Annotated in this window: 17 protein-coding genes; 5 read left to right on the top strand and 12 right to left on the bottom strand. The window is 68.2% G+C overall.

What is annotated here, in order from left to right; translation table 11 throughout:
* Positions 1-152 precede the first annotated feature (152 nt).
* From NOM55_RS07590 to NOM55_RS07580, 3 genes are all read right to left on the bottom strand, one after another.
* Positions 153-782: a LysE family translocator gene (locus NOM55_RS07590; protein ID WP_255908106.1), complete on the bottom strand. Its 630-nt coding sequence runs from the start codon at positions 780-782 to the stop codon at positions 153-155.
* 204 nt (positions 783-986) lie between these two features.
* Positions 987-1,487 (bottom strand): GNAT family N-acetyltransferase, encoded by a 501-nt coding sequence (locus tag NOM55_RS07585; protein ID WP_047968127.1) that lies wholly within the window; start codon positions 1,485-1,487, stop codon positions 987-989.
* A 768-nt stretch (positions 1,488-2,255) separates the two neighbouring features.
* On the bottom strand, positions 2,256-3,425 hold the full coding sequence (locus NOM55_RS07580) for a diguanylate cyclase (protein ID WP_255908105.1): 1,170 nt from the start codon (positions 3,423-3,425) through the stop codon (positions 2,256-2,258).
* Between the two features lie 206 nt (positions 3,426-3,631).
* Here NOM55_RS07580 and NOM55_RS07575 point away from each other — a divergent pair, with 206 nt between their 5' ends.
* Complete coding sequence (locus NOM55_RS07575; RefSeq protein ID WP_255908104.1) at positions 3,632-4,348, top strand: pseudouridine synthase; 717 nt, start codon at positions 3,632-3,634, stop codon at positions 4,346-4,348.
* Between the two features lie 125 nt (positions 4,349-4,473).
* On the opposite strand, the gene NOM55_RS07570 is transcribed toward NOM55_RS07575, so the two are convergent.
* The 6 genes from NOM55_RS07570 to NOM55_RS07545 all read right to left on the bottom strand — a co-directional run bounded on the left by NOM55_RS07570 (position 4,474) and on the right by NOM55_RS07545 (position 9,968).
* Complete coding sequence (locus tag NOM55_RS07570; RefSeq protein ID WP_255908103.1) at positions 4,474-4,806, bottom strand: rhodanese-like domain-containing protein; 333 nt, start codon at positions 4,804-4,806, stop codon at positions 4,474-4,476.
* Positions 4,806-6,014 carry a heme biosynthesis HemY N-terminal domain-containing protein gene (locus tag NOM55_RS07565; protein WP_120810316.1) on the bottom strand — a complete coding sequence of 403 codons (1,209 nt, stop codon included), beginning with the start codon at positions 6,012-6,014 and terminating at the stop codon, positions 4,806-4,808. Before NOM55_RS07565 ends, NOM55_RS07570 begins: the two co-directional genes overlap by 1 nt.
* Positions 6,015-6,017: 3 nt before the next feature.
* Positions 6,018-7,046, bottom strand: coding sequence for a uroporphyrinogen-III C-methyltransferase (locus NOM55_RS07560; RefSeq protein ID WP_047968124.1), 1,029 nt, complete (start codon positions 7,044-7,046; stop codon positions 6,018-6,020).
* A 192-nt stretch (positions 7,047-7,238) separates the two neighbouring features.
* Entirely contained in the window at positions 7,239-7,991 is a 753-nt protein-coding gene (locus tag NOM55_RS07555; RefSeq protein WP_255908102.1) for a uroporphyrinogen-III synthase, read from the bottom strand.
* Between the two features lies 1 nt (position 7,992).
* Positions 7,993-8,928 carry a hydroxymethylbilane synthase gene (gene hemC / locus NOM55_RS07550; RefSeq protein WP_255908101.1) on the bottom strand — a complete coding sequence of 312 codons (936 nt, stop codon included), beginning with the start codon at positions 8,926-8,928 and terminating at the stop codon, positions 7,993-7,995.
* Positions 8,929-9,074: 146 nt separating this feature from the next.
* Positions 9,075-9,968: an AEC family transporter gene (locus NOM55_RS07545; protein WP_255908100.1), complete on the bottom strand. Its 894-nt coding sequence runs from the start codon at positions 9,966-9,968 to the stop codon at positions 9,075-9,077.
* A 52-nt stretch (positions 9,969-10,020) separates the two neighbouring features.
* Here NOM55_RS07545 and ppc point away from each other — a divergent pair, with 52 nt between their 5' ends.
* Complete coding sequence (ppc, locus tag NOM55_RS07540) at positions 10,021-12,729, top strand: phosphoenolpyruvate carboxylase (RefSeq protein WP_255908099.1); 2,709 nt, start codon at positions 10,021-10,023, stop codon at positions 12,727-12,729.
* Positions 12,730-12,799: 70 nt separating this feature from the next.
* Here ppc and NOM55_RS07535 read toward each other — a convergent pair whose 3' ends face one another.
* On the bottom strand, positions 12,800-12,940 hold the full coding sequence (locus tag NOM55_RS07535) for a hypothetical protein (protein ID WP_156168057.1): 141 nt from the start codon (positions 12,938-12,940) through the stop codon (positions 12,800-12,802).
* 103 nt (positions 12,941-13,043) lie between these two features.
* On the opposite strand from NOM55_RS07535, the gene NOM55_RS07530 reads away from it, so the two are divergent.
* The 3 genes from NOM55_RS07530 (at position 13,044) to NOM55_RS07520 (ending at position 18,662) form a co-directional block, all read left to right on the top strand.
* Complete coding sequence (locus NOM55_RS07530; protein WP_255908098.1) at positions 13,044-13,952, top strand: LysR family transcriptional regulator; 909 nt, start codon at positions 13,044-13,046, stop codon at positions 13,950-13,952.
* 155 nt (positions 13,953-14,107) lie between these two features.
* Positions 14,108-15,022 carry an EamA family transporter RarD gene (gene rarD / locus NOM55_RS07525; protein ID WP_255908097.1) on the top strand — a complete coding sequence of 305 codons (915 nt, stop codon included), beginning with the start codon at positions 14,108-14,110 and terminating at the stop codon, positions 15,020-15,022.
* Between the two features lie 247 nt (positions 15,023-15,269).
* The gene (locus NOM55_RS07520) at positions 15,270-18,662 is read left to right on the top strand and encodes a DNA translocase FtsK (protein WP_255908096.1); all 3,393 of its coding nucleotides are present in this window, start codon (positions 15,270-15,272) and stop codon (positions 18,660-18,662) included.
* 98 nt (positions 18,663-18,760) lie between these two features.
* Here NOM55_RS07520 and NOM55_RS17345 read toward each other — a convergent pair whose 3' ends face one another.
* Together NOM55_RS17345 and NOM55_RS07505 are read right to left on the bottom strand one after the other, a co-directional pair.
* Positions 18,761-19,864: a methyl-accepting chemotaxis protein gene (locus NOM55_RS17345; RefSeq protein WP_305118868.1), complete on the bottom strand. Its 1,104-nt coding sequence runs from the start codon at positions 19,862-19,864 to the stop codon at positions 18,761-18,763.
* A gap of 79 nt (positions 19,865-19,943) precedes the next feature.
* Positions 19,944-21,152, bottom strand: a complete 1,209-nt coding sequence (locus tag NOM55_RS07505) for a winged helix-turn-helix domain-containing protein (RefSeq protein WP_255908095.1) — start codon at positions 21,150-21,152, stop codon at positions 19,944-19,946.
* Positions 21,153-21,175 lie beyond the last annotated feature (23 nt).

Here is a 21,175-nt window from a genome sequence, read left to right as displayed (position 1 = left end):
GCCAACAGGCGTCTTTTTGCGCCAACACCGGCTTGTGTTGGTGTTTTTTCTTGATTTTCGCGGACGGTGAGTAGCCGTCGTGGCGCACGTGACGGCACGCCAAAAGCAATGCGGCCAACCTTGCAACAAGGTTGGCCGCATTGCTTTTGCGCTCAGCGGCTGAAGATCAGGCGCAGGCCGAGGGCGACGAACACGGTGCCGGCGATGCGGTCCAGCCACATGCCGCGCCGCGGCGTGGTCATCAGCCATTGGCCGGCGTAGCCGGAAAAATAGCCGAGCAGGCCGAACAGCAGCGCCGCCTGCAGCGTGAACAGCACCCCCAGCTGCAGCGTCTGCCAGGCGATGGCGCCGCCGTCGGCGACGATGAACTGCGGCAGGAAGGCGAGGAAGAACAGCACCACCTTGGGGTTGATGGCATTGGCCAGCAGCCCCTTGCCGAACAGCGCCGCCAGCCCGTCCTGCTGGCCCTGGCCGCCGCCCTGCCACTGCCGGCCGTGGCTGCGCAGCGCCTGCACCCCCAGCCATACCAGATACAGCCCGCCGGCGAGCTTCAGCGCCAGGAAAGCGGTGGCCGACGCCGCCAGCAGCGCACTGATGCCGGCCGCGGCCAGCAGGGTATGGCTGAGGCAACCCAGCGCGCAGCCCAGCCCGAACACCATGCCGTGACGCCGCCCGCGCGCGATGCCGAGGCTCAGCACCATCAGGTTGTCCGGCCCCGGCGACAGCGTGATCAGCATGGCGGCGGCGAGAAAAGCGACAATTTGGTCCGGGGTCAGCATCATTGGCTCCTGCTATAAAGACTGCATTATCAGAGGCTTGCGGGCGCGGTGTGAGCGGCTCGGTACCGGTTTACGATCTGCCGCGGCTTGATCTCTCGGGGCGATACGGCGTTGAAAACGGCTGCGGCATGCTTATCCGGATAAACGCCGCTTCCTCAGCCGTTTTCGCCTAGCCTCGCGTGAGCGTGCGAGATCGCGAACTCGTTCTCAGGCCAGCGCCTTGCCGAAGATGATCAGGTCGCGGTGCACGCCGTCCAGCACTGCCACGCGCGGGAAGTGCGCCCACTGCGCAAAGCCGTGGCGCTGGAACAGCGCGAGGCTGGGCAGGTTATGACCGAACACGAAGCCGAGCAGGTTTTCCACGCCGTACTGCGGCGCGATGTCCAGTACCTGCTGCAGCAGGCGGCTGCCCATGCCGCGCCCGCGACAGCTTTCCGCCAGATAGATGCTGACCTCGGCGGTGCCGTTGTAGGCGGGACGGCCGTAGAAATCGGACAGGCTGATCCACGCGATGACAGCTCCCTGTTCGCGCACCACCCACAGCGGGCGGCGTTCGGCGTTGTGGGCATGGAACCATGGCAGGCGGCTGTCGACGCTGACCGGTTCCAGATCGGCGGTCACCATGCGCCCGGCGATGGTGCTGTTGTAGATGGCGACGATCTGCGGCAAGTCGTCGAGGGTGGCAATGTCCAGCTGCACGTGACTCATGGTGTCTCCTTGTTCCGATCGAAACATTGTGCTGGATGGCGGCGGCTTTGTGAATGTGCAATCCGACTGCGGAGCAGACTGTTTTACAGCACCATTTCCGGATGGCCATCGTTGGCCGGCAATCACTGCGTGCTCGATTTTGTAACATATGTAATGAAATACATGATTTAAATACGTTACAAAAAGCATTTGCGCGGTGATGGGCGGGGGTGTTGCCGTATGGGCTTGGTCGAGGTGTGAGGCCGGGTTGCTGTCGCGTTGGGTCACCGCAGTGCGGTGGCGAGGCAGGGGACGGTAAGGTAGTGAGGTGCCGAGGCGGCAAGGTGGCGAGCTGTGTCACAGCGCTAGGCTGTGCTCGTAGCCGGGATGTTGGGCGGATGGCGCAGTGATGCGGCCGCCAACGACCGGGAGCAGGTGGCGCACGGCGTGCTTGGCTGGCGCTGCACGAATGCACGCTGACGACTAAGCCGTGGCAAAGGTTGGCCGCAGCGGGCTACGACATCTTGTGTATCGCGTTGGTGGGGAGGCAACTGCCGGTGTGGCGTGAGCGCAGTTGGGTGCCTCGGCGGTAACGGGTGGTGCTGCCGCGCAGGGTGAGCGCTGTTACCGGTTCCGTCGTCGCTGGTGGCAGTCGCTGTTCTTTGATAGTGGGGTGATGCACGGGGTGCTGATGCCGTCAGCCGGGCCGTGCTGAACACAGCCTGCTGTCATTGCCAGCACCAGCGGCGTCCGGGGCAGGGCAGGCCGAATGGGGTGTGTTGCCAGTCTTTAGCCAGGGATAGGGCTGTCGCTGTCGACCACGCGGTTGCGGCCGCCGGATTTGGCCAGGTACAGGCGGCGGTCGGCGCTGTCGAACAGCTGGTTCCAGCTGGCGCCGGGCTGCGGCGTGCAGCTGGCGACACCGATGCTGGCGGTCAGTTGTGTCGCCGGGTCGGCGGGGTTGAGCAGGATGTCGTTCAGCGCGCGGCACAGCTTGTCGGCAACTTGGCGCGCACCGGCGGCATCGGTGTCCGGCAACAGCAGGCAGAATTCCTCGCCGCCGATGCGGGCGAAGATATCGCCCTGGCGCACCTCGTCGGCGATGTGGTCGGCCACCGCGCGCAGCGCCTGGTCGCCCTTGCGATGGCCGTAGGTGTCGTTGATGTTCTTGAAGTGGTCGAGGTCTATCATCAGCAGCGCCAGCGAGCGCTGCTGGCGGCCGTGCAGTGCATACTGGCGCAGCGCCAGATCGAAGAAGGTACGGCGGTTGAAGATGCCGGTCAGCGGGTCGAGCGCGGCCAGCTTGCTCAGCTGGCGGTATTGCAGCTCGCGCTGCACCTGGATGAAGCCGAGCTGCAGCATCACCGCGCTGAGCAGGGTCAGCAACAGCAGTGCGGGGCGGCTGAACAGCGGCAGTGCGTCCGGCTGGCCGGCGCTGGCGGCATAGGCCAGCAGGTAGAGGCAGAACAGCGCGCTGGCGCTGCCCAGTACCAGCGCCGCCGGGCCGCGCTTGCGGCGCTTGTGCAGCAGCTGGTGGGCGATGCCGGCGAAGAACCAGCTGCTGACCAGCAGGAACAGTGTCTGGCACGGCGCGGCCTGTGGCAGCAGGAAAAAGCCGCCGAGCAGCAGCCCGGTCTGTGCCGCCGAGGCCACGGCGCCGTGCCACCACGGGCGGCGGCTCTCGGTCAGCCGCGCCACCGCCTGGCCGAGCAGCTCGTTCTTCAGACCGGTGAGCAGCGCGCTGGGCAGCAGCCAGGCGCTGATGCCGCCGGCCGGCAGCAGCGCGGGCGGAAAGGCGAAGTACAGCATCAGCGCCGCCATCAGCAGCGAGCCGCCGAGCCAGAACGCCTCGATGCCGCGGCCGGTGAGCCGGTCACGCCCCGCGTACACCATCACCCCGCCAATGCCGTAGACCAGGGCAATGGCGGTGAGGAGGGTCGGGGTGTCCAGCGGTGCCATGCGGCCAATATCCTGATCGGTTATTTTTTAAAAAAGCAATCGGTAATTGTACCACGGTTTTAATCAGTATCTGTAAGCTGCCGCGTTGATTTTAAAGAATTATCTGTTCAGAAAGATGGACTTATCCGTCATGGCGGGGCCGCAGGCGGGCGCGCCGGGAGGGCGGTTGGCAGGCCTGCACGGGGTGACATGCTAGAATGCGCGCTATGGAACTGTATCGATTCTTGCAACAACAGGGCTTCGGCGGGCGCAAGGCCTGCCGCGAGCTGGTGGACTACGGTCTGGTCGAGCTGGACGGCGTGGTCGCGTCCGACTGGCGCATGGCGGTGGAACCGGCGGCGATCCGCACGCTGTGTGTCGATGGCGAAACGTGGCCGGTACTGGCGCTGCCGTGCTACCTGATGCTGCACAAGCCGGCCGGCTACGAGACCTCGCACCAGCCGCAGCACCATCTCAGCGTGTTTCGTCTGCTGCCGTGGCAGTTCGCCAATCTCGGCATCGCCGCCGTCGGCCGGCTTGATGTCGACACCACCGGGCTGCTGCTGTTTTCCACCGACGGCCAGTTTGTCCACAGCCTGAGCTCGCCGCGTAAAGTTATCCCCAAGTGCTACCAGGTCACCACCCGTCACGCCATCACGCCGCAACTGTTGCAGCAGCTGCGCGACGGCGTGCTGCTGCACGACGAGAGCGCGCCGCTGGCCGCCACGCTGGTCGAGCAGCTGGACGAGCACCGTTTCAACATGAGCATCACACAGGGCAAGTACCATCAGGTGAAGCGCATGGTCGCCGCCGCCGGCAACCGTGTCGAGCAGCTGCACCGCATCGCGATGGGGGCGCTGTCACTCGGCGAGCTGGCGGAAGGGCAGTGGCGGCTGCTGGATGCGGCGGAGCTGGCGCTGCTCGGCTATCCGGCACCGGCTTAGCGCCGCCTGGCCCGGATCAGGTCCGTGGCCAAAAACCGCTATCCACAAAGCACTGCGGCCAACCTTGAGCAAGGTTGGCCGCAGTGCTGATTGCCGTCCGGAACCGATCACTCGGGATCCGGGCTTCAGGGTTGTGGCGTCAGCTGCAGGGTGGCGGCAGCGGCGTCAATGCCGCCCAGGTTGCGCACCTGGCGGTAGCCGAGCTGTTGCAGCTGCTGCAGCGCCATCGCGGAGCGATTGCCAGTACGGCAGTACAGCTGGATCGGGGTGTCCTTGTCCGGCGCCAGTTGCTGGATCTCGCTGCCGATGCGGTCGAGCGGCAGCAGCGTGGCACCCGGCAGGTGACGCTGCGCGTATTCTTCCGGGCTGCGCACATCGATCAGCAGGGCGTCAGCCAGCGCGCTGCCCAGCCACAGACTGCAGGCGAGGGCAAGCACGCTACGGACCAGGGGTTTCATCAGCAGCCGTTCTCCAGCGCGATTTTCAGTGCGTCCTGATAGTGGCGTTCGGCCTTTTCCGGCTTGTCGATCGCCAGCAGCAGCTTGGCCAGTTCGGCGTGCGCACACAGGGTAGGTTGAATAGACAGGCTGGCTTCCAGATAGTTCTGTGCCTTGCCCCACAGCTGTTCGGCGTGCGCCAGGCGACCCAGCGACAGCAGCAGCAGGTGGTCGCGCGGCCGTGATTTCAGCCAGTTTTCCGCATCGCGCAGCAGCGTCAGCCGGCGCGGGCTGTCGATGTGGCCGGCCAGCAGGCCCAGCTCACGCGCCAGCTCCGGCGTCGCCTGTTCGTCGTCGGACAGCGCGCCGGCGATCAGCTCCGCCGCCATGTCGTAGGCGTCGAGCTTGATCAGCTGGTTGGCGATGTCGGCGACCAGCGCCGGGTTCTGCCGCTCGACCCCGGGAATGCGTTTCAGCCAGTCGCGGATCTCGCGCTCGCTGCTGAAGCTGGCCAGCTGCTGGCGGTAGGCGGCCAGGCGGTAGCGGCGCGCCTGTTCCGCTTCCAGCGCGTCGGCCTTCAGCAGTTTCTCGGTCAGCGTCAGCACGTGTTCCGGCTGCTTCAGCATCAGGCGGATCTTCAGCTCCAGCCGCAGCGCCGAGGTCAGGTTGCTGGAGATGGCGCGCGCGCGCTCGACGGCGGCCAGCGCCTCCAGCGGCTGCTTGCCGTCGAGGCGGATCTGCGCTTCGAGCATGTGGCGCGCCAGCTGAATGCGTTCCGGCATGTCTTCCAGGCGTGCCAGATAGCCGTCGCGGCGCTCCAGATCCTGCACGCTGGCGGCGCTGCGCGCGGCGATCATCAGCGCGAGGCCACGGTTTTCATCGGAATACTCGTCGTCGATCGACTTCAGCGCCTCGCGTTCGGCGCGCTGGAAGCGGCCTTCGAACATCGCGATCGCCGCCTCGCGCAGCGCGTGGCGCGACGCTTTCAGCTTGCGCTGGCGCTGGTAGGTGCGCACCTCGTGCGGCAGGTTGGCCGCAATGCCGAGCAGGCGCAGCACGCCGTAGGCAACCAGGATCAGCAGCACGATGGCGAGGATCAGGAAGTTGAACGACACCTCCATGCGATACGGCGGCACGAACAGGATGGCGTAGCCGGTGTTGATGGTGGAGGCAAGGCCAATCAGCACCGCGAGGGCAAACAGCCCGACGACCCAGAATACGAATCTCACGCTTTATTCCTCTTTGTTGCCCTGCGCTTCGCGCACGGCTTTCAGGCTGGCAGACAGGTCCGGCAGCGTCACGCTCAGGCGTACCGCGGCCAGCTCGGACAGCACCGCCTGCCACTGGCGGGTGGTCGGCGCGTCGCGGTCGAAGTAGCGCGCGGCGTACTGGCCGGCGGCGGCGAGATCGGCCTGATAGGTGGCACCGTCGCGCTGGATCAGCGCCAGACGCGCGTCCAGCAGGCGCATTTTCAGGTTTTCACGCAGGAAGAACGCCTGCTCCGGCGACAGCAGCAGCGCCTCCGGCTTGTCCATGCGGCGGATGCGCACCAGGTCGCCCAGGCTCTGCGTCAGCTCGCCGGCCAGGCGCGACCACCACGGCGCATCGGCGGCCACGTTGAGCTGCGCCACCGGCTTGCCGCCGAGGCGGTGATGGTCGATCACCAGCGGCAGCGTCTCGGCGCCCAGCATCAGGGTGTCCAGCTTGACGGTCAGGCCGACGGTGTCGAGGTAGGGCAGCGCCTTCAGCGTTTCCAGATCCTTGGCCACCGCGCGCTTGACGCCGATCAGGCCGGGATTGTCGAAGTGCGACAGCCGGGTCTGCACCACTTCCAGTGCCGACACCGCGCCGCTGATATTGCCGGCCAGCTGCAGCTGCTGGCTGGCGACGCCGAGGGTGTGTTCCACTTCGGACAGCAGCCAGTCGCTGCGGTCCTTGGTCAGCTCCTGGTACATGCCGCTGAGGGTGGCGTACTGTCCGGCGGACTCATTGACGCGGGCCTCGACCAGCGCCAGCTTGGCCTGCAGCTCGCGGGTGCTGGCCTGGGTCAGTTCGGCCTGGTTCTGCAGCGCCTTGGTGCTGCCTCCGGCGTCGGCCAGCCGTTCGGCCAGCGCCTGCTGCGCCTTGTTCAATTGCTGGCGGGTATCCAGATACTGCCAGCCGGTGAGGCCCAGCGCGACGACAGCAACGATCAGCGCAAGGTTGACGGGTGGTTTGTTCGGCTTGCTGCTGCCGTTTTCAACTGGAGTGGCTTCGCTCATGGATGACGGAGAACCGGAGTGTGGCCCAGCCAAAAGGCGTGGCCGTGTTTGCTCGAATATGGCGGCATCTGCGCCGGAATTATTGCGCCCTGCCGTGCTGTCTCGCGGCGCGGCGGCGGCGAAACAAATCTTAACAGAACCGTGGCATTGTAACCGCGCCGCCCCGGTGCTGCCAGCGGCGCGGCCCGGCGGCTAGTAGCGGGGGGAGAGCAGCGCGCACAGCGCGTGCTCGTCGGCGGCCAGCAGCGGCTGTGTCACACCCAGCTGCTGCAGGGTGGCGGCAATGCGAGGGTGCAGCGCGATGAAACGGCAGGCTAGCAGCGCGCGCTGGCGCGTGGCACCGGCTTGCAGGAACAGCAGCTCTGCGTTGTGGCTGGAGGTGATCAGCAGCGCCGGCGACGGGCCGGCGGTTACGAGGCGGTCGAACAGCGCCCAGTCGGCCTGTACCGGCACGCGGCGATACACCTCTGCGTAGTGCACCTGCGCGCCACGGCGGGCGAGGGTTTCCCCAAGTTGTGGCCGGCCGCCGTCGCCGCGCACAATCAGTACCGTCTGTCCGGAGAGCTGTTGCAGCGGCGGTAGCGCCAGCAGGGCGTCGCTGTCGTTGCCGTGCGGCGGATGCAGCACCGCGCGGCCACTGAGCGCGGCCAGCTTGTCGGCACTGGCGCGGCCGACGCAGGCAAGGTTGGCCGCAAGCGGCAGGCCGGCAAGGTGCGGCCACGCCAGTTCGATGCAGGACGGGCTGACGAAGACCAGCCAGTCGGCGGCCGCGGCCTGCTGCGGCAGGACCGAGAGCGCGCGCTCATCGGCGACGGTGTCCTCGACACAGAACGGCAGCGCCGCGATGCCGGCGGCCGCCAGCCGCTGCGCCTGCTGTACCGCCTGTGCCTGCGGGCGAACCAGTAACAGGGTGGGCAGCAAGGTTGGCCGCAGCGTGGCCGGCATCTTACTTGTTGGCCTGTTCGGCGATGACGGCGGCGATCAGCGGGCCGGCGTCCTGCTCCAGCAGCTTCTTGGCCACCGCGCGGCCGAGCGCGTCGGCGTAGTCGCGCGGCGCGCTGGCGCTGGCGGTGAGCATCACCGAGCCGTCCGGATGGGCGACAAAACCGCCGAGGGTGATCACGTCGTCGGTGATAGTGGCGAAGCCGCCGATCGGAATCTGGCAGCTGCCGCCCAGTACGCGCGACAGCGAACGCTCGGCGGTGACGCAGGCGTGGGTGTCGGCGTGGTTCAGCGGTGCCAGCAGGGTCATCAGATCGGCGCGGTCGGCGCGGACCTCGATGCCCAGCGCGCCCTGGCCGACGGCCGGCAGGCTTTCCGACGGTGCCAGCTCGCAGCGGATGCGCTCGGCCAGCTCCAGGCGCTTGAGGCCGGCGGCGGCGAGGATGATGGCGTCGAATTCGCCGTCGTCCAGCTTGCGCAGCCGGGTCTGCACGTTGCCGCGCAGCGGCTTGATGACCAGATGCGGGAAGCGGGCGCGGATCTGCGATTCGCGGCGCAGGCTGGAGGTGCCGACCACGGCACCGGCCGGCAGCTCGTGCAGGCTGCTGTAGCGGTTGGACACGAAGGCGTCGCGCGGGTCTTCGCGCTCGCAGATCGCGGCCAGCGCGAAGCCTTCCGGCAGGTTCATCGGCACGTCCTTGATGGAGTGCACGGCGATGTCGGCGCGGCCTTCCTGCAGCGCCAGCTCCAGCTCCTTCACGAACAGGCCCTTGCCGCCGATCTTGGACAGCGTCTTGTCCAGGATCTGGTCGCCCTGGGTGGTCATGCCGAGGATCTCCACCGTCAGCGCCGGATACAGCGCCTCGAGGCGGGCTTTGATGTGTTCGGCCTGCCACATGGCAAGTTTGCTTTCGCGGCTGGCGATGACGAGTTTGTTCATGGACGGCGATCCTGCACGGGCAAATGGGAAGATGGCGCGCATTTTAGCACGAGCGTTGCGGCCAACCTTGATGCAAGGCAGTGTGTGTAGCTGCAACAGTACTTGTAGTTTAACTACACGGCGGCGGCGTTTTGCGGCAGGATTGACTAGTACAGCAGGCTCAGCATCAGCGGCAGGCTCAGCATCGCCGCCAGCGTCGAGGTGGTCACCACCGCGGCGGCCAGCTCGCCGTCGCCCTTCATGCGCACCGCGAGGATGTAGGCGGAGGTGGCGGTCGGCAGCATGCTCATCACCAGCGTCGCCTGGCGGTAGATGCCAGTCAGCCCGAACAGCTGCACCGTGGCGACGGCGATCAGCGGCAGCAGCAACAGCTTGATGCCGTTCCAGTACAGCAGCGGCGCGTAGTGGCTGGCCAGCGCGGTAAAGCGCAGTCCGGCGCCGACGGTGATCAGCCCCAGCGGCAGCGCGGCGGCGGCGAGATGGTCGATGGCGGCGAACAGCGGCTGCGGCACCGGCAGGCCGGACACGTTGGCCGCAAGGCCACTGCCGATGCCCCAGATGATCGGGTTGCGCGCCAGCTCGTAGAGCATGCCCTGCTGGCTGGTCTGCGACAGCTGCCACACCGCCATCAGGTTGACCACCGGCACCATCGCGCCGCACAGCAGCGCGATCACCGCGATGCCGGGGGTGCCGGCGAGGCTGCCCATCACCGCGAAGGCGACGTAGGTGTTGAAACGGTAGGCGCCCTGGTTGCCGGCGGCGAACGAGGCCTGCGGCAGGCGGAACAGCGGCTTGGCGGCATTGCCGAGCAGGAAGCCGGCGCCGGTGAACAGCAGGCCGCTGGCCAGCATCGGCAGGCTGGCGGCAAAGTCCAGCTCGGCCCGCGCCAGCGCGCGGAACAGCAGTGCCGGGAACAGGATGAAGTAGACGAATTTTTCCGCCTCGGCCCAGAATGCCGGCGACAGCATGCCGCTGCGGCGCAGGGCAAAGCCGGACAGGATGAGCAGGAAATCGGGTAACAGGATCAGCGCCGGGTTCATCGCGCTATCTTCGCAGCATTCGCATCACCATAACAATTAGGGAAAGCAGAGTATGACGGAACTGGACAAGGACTTACCGCTGCGCGCCGACATCGCGCGGCTCGATCGTTTGCTGGAAAACCTGCTGCGCGAGCAGGCCGGCGAGGAGGTGGTGACGGAAATCCGCGCCATCCCCAGCGGCGCGCAACAGCACGACCGCAGCGCCGACGCGCTGGTCGGCCGCCTGAGCCCGGCGGCGACCACCGCGCTGGTGCGTGCCTGCGGCCTGTATTCGCAGCTGTTCAACATCGCGGAAGACCTGCACCACGCCCGCCGCCGCCGCGCGCACCAGCGTGCCGGCAGCGCGCCGCAGCAGGGCAGCCTGGCGCGGGCGCTGAGCCACATCCATGACGCCGGCGTCGATTTCGGCAAGCTCAACCGCGCGCTGCAGGAAGCCAGCGTCAGCGCGGTGCTGACCGCGCACCCGACCGAGGTCCAGCGCCAGAGCGTGCTTGACGGCCATCGCGCGGTGCGCAAGTTCCTGGCGCAGCTGTCGTCGCCGGAAATCACCCCGGAAGAAGAGCAGGAGCTGGAAGCCAAGCTGCAGCGCGTGATCCACTCGCTGTGGCAGACCACCGAGATCCGCTCCTTCAAGATGACCGTCGCCGACGAGATCGAGAACGGCGTCGCCTACCATCCGCTGTCGTTCTTCCAGGCCATTCCGGCGCTGTACGAGCGCCTGGGCAAGCAGGTGCGCGAGCTGTGGGGCGAGGAGGCCAAGGTGCCGTCCTTCCTGCGCGTCGGCAGCTGGATCGGCGGCGATCGCGACGGCAACCCCAACGTCGACGCCGCGGTGCTGCGCCACGCGGTGACGCGGCAGGCGGAGGTGGCGTTCAAGCACTACTTCTACGAGCTGGCGGGGCTGTATCGCGAGCTGTCGCTGTCGTCGCGCCACGTGCAGGTGTCGGCCGCGGTGCACGCCTTGGCCGCGGTGTCGCCGGATACCGCCATCAGCCGCCGCGAAGAACCGTACCGGCTGGCGCTGGCCACCATCGAGGGCCGGCTGTCGGCACTGGCGGCCAGGCTGGGCCTGCCGCTGCGCGGCCGCTGGACCGCCGGCGAGCCGTATGCCGACACCGCCGGGCTGCTGGCCGACCTGCAGACGCTCAGCGATTCACTGGTCGCCCACGGCAGCGCGCTGCTGCTTGACGGGCGGCTGGGCAAGCTGAAGCGCGCGGTGGACGTGTTCGGCTTCTTCCTGATGCCGCTGGACCTGCGCCAGCACGCCGAGAAGCACGCCGCCGTGGTCAGCGAGCTGTTCGCCCACGCCAACCTGGAACACTACGAGGCGCTGGACGAGGCGGCGCGCGTGCGCGTGCTGCTGCGCGAGCTGGCCACGCCGCGGCTGTTGTACTCGCCCTTCCTCAGCTACAGCGCCGACAGCGAGAAGGAGCTGGCCATCTTCCGCGAGGCGGCGCTGATCCAGCAGCAGTTCGGCGTCGATGCCATCAGCCAGTGCATCATCTCCAACTGCGCCACGGTGTCCGACATCCTGGCGCTGGCGCTGCTGTGCAAGGAAAGCGGCCTGCTGCGCCTGCACGGCGGCGCGCCGAGCAGCAGCCTCAACCTGGTGCCGCTGTTCGAAACCATCGCCGATCTGGACGCCGCGGCCGGCATCATGCAGCAACTGTTCGCGCTGCCGTGGTACCAGCAGCTGCTGAAGAGCCGCGGCGGGGTGCAGGAAGTGATGCTCGGCTACTCCGACAGCAACAAGGACGGCGGCTACGTCACCAGCCAGTGGGAGCTGTACCAGGCCGAGCAGCGCCTGGTTCGCGTGTTCGACGCCGCTGGCATCAAGATGCGCCTGTTCCACGGCCGCGGCGGCTCGGTTGGTCGCGGGGGCGGCCCGTCCTACGAGGCGATCATGGCGCAGCCGGCCGGCACCGTGGTTGGCCGCATCCGCATCACCGAGCAGGGCGAGATCATCACCTCCAAGTTCGCCGATCCCGACAACGCCACCCGCAACCTGGAGGCACTGGTGGCGGCGGCGCTGGAATCGACACTGGCGCACAGCGACAGCGGCGCCACCGACGAGAGCGTGCTGGCGGAACTGTCCGGCCACGCGTTCAAGACCTACCGCGCGCTGGTGGAGTCCGACGGCTTCATGCAGTACTTCATGGAGGCGACGCCGATCGGCGCCATCGCCAAGCTCAACATCGGCAGCCGCCCGGCGTCGCGCAAGAGCCTCACCAGCATCAAGGACCTGCGCGCCATCCCGTGGGTGTTCTCGTGGTCGCAGTCGCGGGTGATGCTGCCGGGCTGGTACGGCTTCGGCTCCGCGGTGCACGCCTTCCTCGACGCCCACGGCGAGGACGCTGGTCTCACCCAGCTGCGCGCGCTGCACCAGGCGTCGCCGTTCTTCCAGGTGATGCTGTCGAATATGGAGCAGGTGCTGGCCAAGGCCGACCTGGAGATCGCGCGCCGTTACGCGGCGCTGGTCGGCGATGCCGCGCTGACCGACCGCCTGTTCGGCCGCCTGCAGGCGGAACACGACAAGACGCTGGCGGCGTTCTTCGCCATCACCGGGCAGCAGAAACTGCTGGAAACCAACCCGACGCTGGCGCGCTCGCTGGCCACGCGGCTGCCGTACCTCGACGCACTCAACCTGCTGCAGGTCGAGCTGCTGCGCCGCCTGCGCGAGGCACCGGACGATGTCGAGGCGCTGTACGCGATCCACCTCACCATCAACGGCATCTCCGCCGGTCTGCGCAACAGCGGCTGAGCACGCCGCAACCCACAAGGACAAAGCCTCCCGTCAGGGAGGCTTTTTTCGTGGCGGCCGCAGCCGCTTGTTACAACCAGCGACCACGGCTATAGCGCTCTGCTTCGTGACGCAGGTCTTCCAGCTGGGTATGGTGGCAATTCAGGTTGCATTCCGGCATCAGTGACCAGTAGTTGCTCCAGTAGGCAAGTAGGCGACGCAGCGTGTTCATGGCATCCTCACTGTTGAGTGGTTGATCGTTTTTGCAGCATAGAAGACACCGGCCGACAGAAAAATGGCCTTTTACTTGATGGTTTGTCGAGAAAATGAAAACAATGCCACCGCCAGACGATGTGCTGGCCTTTGAAGCGGTTGCCCGTTGCGGCAGCCTGACCACCGCCGCGACGGCGCTGGGCTGCACCAAGAGCATGGTCAGCCTGCGGCTGAAGGCGCTGGAGCGGCAGCTCGGCGCGGTGCTGGTGTTGCGCACCACGCGGCGGCTGGCGCTGACTGAGGCCGGCCAGCGGTTGCTGCCGCACGCGCAGGCGCTGCGCCACAGCCTGCTGCAGATGCAGCCGGCGGTGGACACGGCCAGCTGCGAGGTGGAGGGGCCGATCAGCATCAGCACCACCTCGTCGATGTCGACCTTGCTGGCGCCGCTGCTGGTGGCGCTGGCGCAGCAGCACCCCGGCCTGCAGCTGCGGCTGGAGGTCAACAACCGGGTGCAGGACCCGCTCGCCGACGTGCTGGACTTCTGCCTGCGTTCGCGCAAGGTGTACGACGAGTCGCTGGTGGCGCGGTCGGTGGGCTGGGTGGAGGAGGCGCTGTACGCGGCGCCGGCGTATCTGGCGGCACAAGGTTGGCCGCAGCACCCGGACGAGCTGGCCGGCCACCGCCTGCTGGGCGACGAGCAGCAGGCACAGCAGCGGCTGTACCGCGGCAGCGAGATGGTGACGGTGGCGATGCCGCCGCCGCTGCTGTACAGCGAGACCTACCTCGTCAACCACCAGCTGGCCTGCGCCGGGCTGGGCATCACCGCGCTGCCGGACTTCCTGGTGGCCGAGGACGTCGCCGCCGGCCGCCTGCAGCGGGTGCTGCCGCAGTGGCACTGCGACCACTGGCCGGTGTTCCTGATCTTTCCCTACCGCCAGCCGCTGCCGCGCAAATACCAGGTATTCCTCGATTTCGTGCTGCCGCGCTTGCGGGCGCTGCTGCAGCCGGCGGCACCGCTGGCGGCCGGCTGATTCCGTCGCGCCGACCGCGGCGGGCAGGGCGACGGCCAGCCGTATTCTGAGCGCATGAAGGCCGCGCTGGCGGTGCCGGGCGCAGCCGGCGCTTGCTGCTGCGCTGCGGCACGGGCAGGATAGCGGGCTACCCCCATCCATCGAACGGTTTTGTCATGTCGCACCCTGTTGCCCCGTCCGGACGCGGAATCGCGTTCTCGCTCGCCGCCTCGCTGCTGTTCGCGGTGCTGTCCGGCTATACCACCCTGCTGCGGCCGCTGGACGGGCTGGCCATCTTCGCCTGGCGCATGATCTGGACGCTGCCCGGCGTGCTGCTGATCGTGCACCTGACCCGCAAGCGCCAGGCGCTGGCCGCGCTGCTGTGCCGCTTCGTGCGCGAACCGGCGCTGTGGGCGCTGGTGCCGCTGATGGCGGCACTGAACGCGGTGCAGCTGTGGGTATTCCTGTGGGCGCCGCTGAACGGCCAGACGGTGGCGGTATCGATGGGTTACTTCCTGACGCCGCTGGTGATGGTGCTGGTTGGCCGCGTGCTGTACGGCGAGCGCATGTACCGGCTGCAGTGCATCGCGGTGGCGCTGGCGCTGCTGGGCGTGCTGCACGAGCTGTGGCTGACGCGCGCCATCGCCTGGCCGACGCTGCTGGTGGTGCTCGGCTACCCGCCGTATTTCGTGCTGCGCCGCATCAGCAAGATGGAGCCGGTGTCCGGCTTCGCGCTGGAGATGATGCTGATCTTCCCGGTGGCGCTGGTGCTGCTCTACCTGCAGGGCGAGGCCGGCTGGGGCGTGCTGGCGCAGCCGCTGTTCTGGCCGCTGCTGGCCGGCCTCGGCCTGATCAGCTCGGTGGCGCTGCTGCTCAACATCACCGCCAGCCACCTGCTGCCGATGGGGCTGTGGGGGCTGCTGGGCTATGTCGAGCCGGCGCTGTTGTTCCTGCTGGCGATCACCTTCCTTGGCGAGCCGCTGTCCGCCGACCGGCTGCTGACCTACGGCCCGATCTGGCTGGCGGTGTTGCTCACCGGAGCGCACACCCTGCGCCAGCAGCGCAAGCAGTCGCCCGGCCCGGCGCACTGAGCGCGTGTTCACGATCGCGCGCGCTCACGCGAGACCAGGCGACAACGGCTGAACAAGCGGCGTTTACGCCGGGATCAACCCGCCTGCCGAGGCCGTTTGCAACGCCGTCTCGCGCCGTTCCGATCTGCTGCGGCAAATCATGAACAGGCGCTGAGCCGGCAGACGCGGCAGCGCTGCCGCAAGGTGTACAATTCTGCCCCTGCGCGCCGCCGGCGCGCCTAAACCAGTTACAGAAGCGGATCTCTCCATGTTGTGGTTGCTGACCTTACCCCTGTTGTTTGCGGTGCTGCTGCTGTGGGCGCTTGGCAGCGGCAAGCTGAAAAACACGCCGTTGCAGGCGCGCTGGGATGAACTGTTCGCCGACGCGGCGGACGATGATGCCGCCGTGCAGATGCCGCCGCCGGGCGAGCTGCCGGCCGCCGACATGCCGCCGGACGAGCTGCCGTGGACGCCGCGTGCCACCCCGCGCCCGCCACGGCGCAGCGGGTTGCAGACGGAAGACGACGCCAGCCCGGCGGCCGTCAGTCAGTCCGTCGCCGACAGTCCGGCCAGCGCGCCGGCCGCGCCGCCACTGGTCGAGCTGCCGCTGGCGGTGCCGCGCTACATCCGCAAGCCGGCGCCAGCGACTGCCGCACAGCACGACAAGCTGCCGGTGATCGGCCTGGCCGAAGTGCAGCGCAACCTGCAGAGCGACGTGCAGCGGCGGCAAAAGCTGGCCGCCAGCGAACGCCGCCAGCGCCGCCTGCAGCAGCAGGACGAGGACAACGCGCTGCCGCTGATCGACCCCGACGAGGTGCGCGCCAGCCTGCAGCAGCTGCACGGCAGGCGCGACGCGGCCCCGCCGCCGCCGAAACCGGTGGTGGTGCTGCAGCCGACCCCGGTGATGCGCAAGCCCCCGCTGGCCAGCCGCCCGGACGAACAGACGCGGCAGCGCAATGCCGAGGCACTGTTCGGCGCCGGCTCGCGCTTTGCCGGCACCGGCACCGCGCCGGCCACGCCATCGCCCGCGGCAGGCATCACGCCCGCTGGCCGTGTCGCCAGCCCGCCGGCCGCGGCGCCCAGTCCGGTCGCCAGCACGACGCTGAACCATCCCGTGATGCCTACCGCCGTCGCGTCAGCGCTAGCCGCCACCACGGAGCCACTAGCCAGCGACGACACGATCACCGACGCCGCAGCGCACCACAGCGCGCTGGCGGAGGTGGCGCCGCCAGCCGCCGCTGACCATGTGGTCGCCGTTCCGGCATCGCTCACGGCGGTGCCGGAGCCGGTCGCTGTACCGCTGGCGGCGCCGCTTGCCGCCGTCGCGACAGCGTTCGCCGCCGCGCCGGCTGAGGACACCCCGACGGACGACAGCGACAGTGACGACGCGCTCTTGTCGCCGCTCACCGCCTGGCCGGTCGCGACGCCGCTTGCGGCCGTCGCGACAGTGTCTGCCGCTGTGCCGGCTGAGGACGCCCTGACGGGCGACAGCGACAGTGACAGCGCGCCGTTGCCGCCGCTCACCGCCTGGCCCGCAGCGGCCACCGCCTTGCTTTCCGCCGATCACGGCGACATGGCGGTCGCTGACCGTCACGACTCGGACTGGCCGCAGCCGGCTGCGGCCATCGAGTCGGCGCTGTCATCGGCCGCGCACGATACCGGCGGTGCGCCGCAGGAGCCGGCGGCGGCAGAAACCGCCGCGCCGGCCAGCCGTACGGCCGCGTGGATGCCGAATCCGACCGGCGCCAGCACGGCGCCGGAGCGCATGGACGAACGGGCCTTCGCTGTGCTCAGCCCGGCAGCAGACACGGACGCGGAAGCTGACACGGATACAGATACGGACATGGCGACCGTTGTTGCCGGCCCGTACACCTGCGCGGACACGGTGCACGCCGCCGCGGAGGATGCGCAAGAGGTGGAAGATGCGGAGACTGCGGCTAGCGCGGCCAGCGCCGACATCGTCTGGCATCTGCTGGCCGATGACGAGCTGGCGACCGAGGCGATCGCCGAGGAAGCCGCTCCCGCCGGTCTGGTGTGGCAGCTGATCGATGAACCGGCGCCTGCGGCCAACCTTGCCGCCGCGCCGCTGCCCGACACCGCCACAATGTTGGCCGCAGCACCCGCCACCGTTCCCTCAGCGCCCAAGCCGCACAGCGTGCCGGTGGTGTACGGCGACGCCTGCCTGCCGTCGCTGGACCTGCTGCGGCCGCCGGAAAGCGACAAGGCGGTGCAGAGCGAGGACTACCTGATCGAGCGCGGCATCCTGATCGAGGAAAAGTGCGCCGAGTTCAAGGTCAAGGTGGCGGTGGTCGACGCTTACGCCGGCCCGGTGATCACCCGCTACGAGGTGGAACCGGCGGTCGGCGTGCGCGGCAGCCAGGTGGTGAACCTGGCCAAGGACCTGTCGCGCGCGCTGGGCGTGGCCTCGATCCGCGTGGTGGAAACCATTCCCGGCAAGACCTGCATGGGGCTGGAGCTGCCGAATCCGAAACGGCAGATGATCCGCCTGTCGGAAATCTTCAGCGCCGAGGTGTTCCAGCACTCCGCGTCCAAGCTGACGCTGGCGCTGGGGCAGGACATCAGCGGCGCGCCGGTGGTGATGGATCTGGCCAAGGCGCCGCACCTGCTGGTGGCCGGCACCACCGGCTCCGGCAAGTCGGTGGGCGTCAACGCGATGATCCTGTCGATGCTGTACAAGGCCACGCCGGACGAAGTGCGCTTCATCATGATCGACCCCAAGATGCTGGAGCTGTCGGTATACAACGACATCCCGCACCTGTTGGCGCCGGTGGTCACCGACATGAAGCTGGCCGCCAACGCGCTGAACTGGTGTGTCGGCGAGATGGAAAAACGCTACCGGCTGATGAGCCACCTCGGCGTGCGCAATCTGGCCGGCTACAACGACAAGGTGCGCGCCGCCGAGGCTCGCGGCCAACGTTTGAGCAACCCGTTCAGCCTGACCCCGGAAACGCCGGAGCCGCTGGCCACGCTGCCCTTCATCGTGGTGGTGGTCGACGAGTTCGCCGACCTGATGATGGTGGCCGGCAAGAAGATCGAGGAGCTGATCGCGCGGCTGGCGCAAAAGGCGCGTGCCGCCGGCATCCATTTGATTCTGGCCACGCAGCGGCCGTCGGTGGACGTGATTACCGGCCTGATCAAGGCCAACATCCCGACCCGCATCGCGTTCCAGGTGTCCAGCAAGATCGACAGCCGGACGATTCTGGATCAAATGGGCGCCGAGAGCCTGCTGGGCCAGGGCGACATGCTGTACCTGCCGCCGGGCACCGGCTATCCGCAGCGCGTGCACGGCGCCTTCGTCACCGATGAGGAGGTGCACGCCATCGTGGAAGACCTGAAGCAGTGGGGCGAGCCGGACTACGTGGAAGGCCTGCTCACCGGCGAATCGGTGGCCGACGACGAACAGGCCGACGCCAAGGGCCGCGCCGCGGCCGCCAGCGAGAGCGACCCGCTGTACGACGAGGCGGTGGAGATCGTGCTGCGCACGCGCAAGGCGTCGATCTCCTCGGTGCAGCGCCAGCTGCGCATCGGCTATAACCGGGCGGCCAGGCTGATCGAGGACATGGAAGCCGCCGGCATCGTGTCGGCGATGGAAAGCAACGGCAACCGCACGGTGCTGGTGCCGCAGCGCGGCGACTACTGAGTCGCGTCTCCGACAGCACAACGGCAGCCCGCGGGCTGCCGTTTTTCATGGCGGGAACCGGCCGCGCGTTCTCTGCGGCCAACCTTGGTGCCGCCGGCTCAGGCCACCGTTTTCAGCTCGCTGAGCATGCGTTCCAGCCCGCCCATCACGCTGGCGTTGGCCTGTTCCATCGCCGCCAGCTCGTGCAGTGCGGCGTCGGGGTTGCCGGCGTAGAACAGCTCCAGCGCGCGGCGTGCGTGCTGGTGTACCTCGCGGTGCGGGCTTTCCAGCGCGCCGTAGCCGGGCAGGCGCGAGAAGCGTTCCTTGCCGTCGCCGGCGTAGTACCACTGGCCGAGGCGGCATTGCGTCTCGTCCGGCAGCTGTTCCGGGCGCAGCGTCGAGATGCCCATGAACACCTTGTACACCTCCAGCTTCATCGCCAGCTCTTCCAGGTTGGCCAGCTCGACGCCGGACAGCTGCGCGGCGGCGGCGATGGTGGCTTCCATGTGCTGCGCCTGGTCGTACAGCCGCTGCATGCTGTGCATCGCCTGTTCGCTGTCGCCGGAGAAGCGGCTGGCGTCGTCGGCGCCCTGCTGCATGGTGTGCTTGGCGCTCTCGGTCTCGGCCTGGATCTGGCCGACCAGGCCGGCGATCTCGGTGGTGGCCTTGGCGGTGCGCTCGGCCAGCTTGCGCACCTCGTCGGCGACCACGGCAAAGCCGCGCCCGGATTCGCCGGCACGCGCGGCCTCGATCGCCGCGTTCAGCGCCAGCAGGTTGGTCTGGTCGGCGATGTCCTTGATCAGGCGCACGATGCCGCCGATCTGCTCCGCCTGCTGGTGCAGGGTGGCGACGTTGGTGGACGCCTGCTCGATGCGCTGGAACATGGTTTTCAGGTTGCCGGCGATCAGCTGGAAATCGTTGCGGTTGCCGTCGGCCTGCGTCGCCATCGCGTGGGCGGCGTCCTTTTCCTGGCCGAGGCTGCCGGCCAGCCCCTGGAACGAGTGCTGCACCCCGCCCAGCGAGTTGCCGAAGCTGCCGATGTTGGCGAACACCCCCTGCAGCATCGCGCGTTCGCGCGTCAGCGTGTCCAGCTGCGTGCGCTGGCTGGCGTGCTCGCCCTCCAGTGCGGCGAGGCGGGCCTGCAGCTGCCGGTTTTCCTGTTGCAGTGCGGAGTTGTCGCTTTGGGCTTGCTGCAGGGCAGCGCGGGTGTGGCGGAAGAACATGCGGATTTCCCCTCGGGTGGCGCTCGGGTAGCGGAGTCCGCATCTTACGCGGCGGCGGACGGCAGGCAAAACGGGCAGATCAAGTTTCCGGCGATGGCGGCTGCAGCCAGCGCTCGCTGTGGCGGGCAAAGGCCAGCGTCGGGGTGCCGTGCCAGTCGGCGGCGCGTTGCAGCGCGCGCAGCAGGTCGTCGCGCAGGCGCTGCGTCTGGCGTACGCCGGCCTCCAGATACAGCGCCTTGACCTCGAACACCCCTTGCGCGCGGTGCGCCTTGGCGTCCAGCCTCCCGACCAGCCGGCCGCGGCTGAGCACGGGCAAGACGAAGTAGCCGAACTGGCGCTTGGCGGCCGGGGTGTAGCACTCGATGCGGTAGTCGAAGCCGAACAGTTCGCTGGCGCGCTTGCGGTCCCACACCACCGGGTCGAACGGCGACAGCAGCGTGGTGGCGGTGGCGCGCAGGCTGTCGTCCAGCGCCGCCTCGCGCAGGCTGTGGTGCACGAACACCTGATGCGGCCAACCTTCGATGCGCGCCGGCAACAGTTCGCCCTCGTCGGCCAGCTGGTGCAGCAGCGCATCGTACTTGCCGCGCCTGAGGCGGTAGTAGTCGGCGACCCAGCCGCTCTTGACGATGCCCAGCGCGCGGCAGCTGGCGCGCACCATGTCGCGCTGCGCCGCCTCCGGCGTCGGCAGGTCACGCGCGTCGTCCCAGCCGGGCAGCACCCGCTCGGCCAGATCATAGACGCGCTGGAAGTTGTGCCGTTCGCGCACCATCAGCCGGCCGCTGCAGAACAGCACTTCCAGATGGCGCTTTTCCGGTTTCCAGTCCCACCAGCCGTTGCCCTTGCCGCCCTGGCGTTCGAAATCGCGCGAGCGCACCGGGCCGTGGCCGCGGATGTGTTCGACCAAGGCGTCGATCTCGGCGTGGTGCTTGTTCATCCATTCCACCGAGAATTTCCAGCCCATCGCCGCCGGATCCAGCATGCGGTGGCGCAGCAGGCGGTAGTCCTCGCTGGGCACGAAGCAGGCCTCGTGCGCCCAGTATTCGAACAGTGCGCCCTCGGCCAGCAGCACGTCCAGCCACGCCGGGTCGTAGTGGCCGAGGCGGCTGAACAGCACCAGGTAGGGGCTGCGGGCCACCACGCTGATGGTGTCGATCTGCAGCAGCGCCATGCGGCGGATGGCGGCCAGTACGTCGGCCTTGCTGGCCTTGCGGCGCGGCGGAGTCAGCAGGCCCTGCGCGTGCAGGTGCAGCGCGCGGGCGTGATCCGGGGTCAGGTGCAGGTGGCTCATGCGGGTGGCCGTGGCGTCAGGAT

It is taken from the genome of Vogesella sp. AC12 (assembly GCF_024437575.1).
Lineage (GTDB): Bacteria > Pseudomonadota > Gammaproteobacteria > Burkholderiales > Chromobacteriaceae > Vogesella > Vogesella indigofera.
Note: the sequence above shows the minus strand (reverse complement) of the source record. Positions and strands in the feature narration are given on the sequence as shown.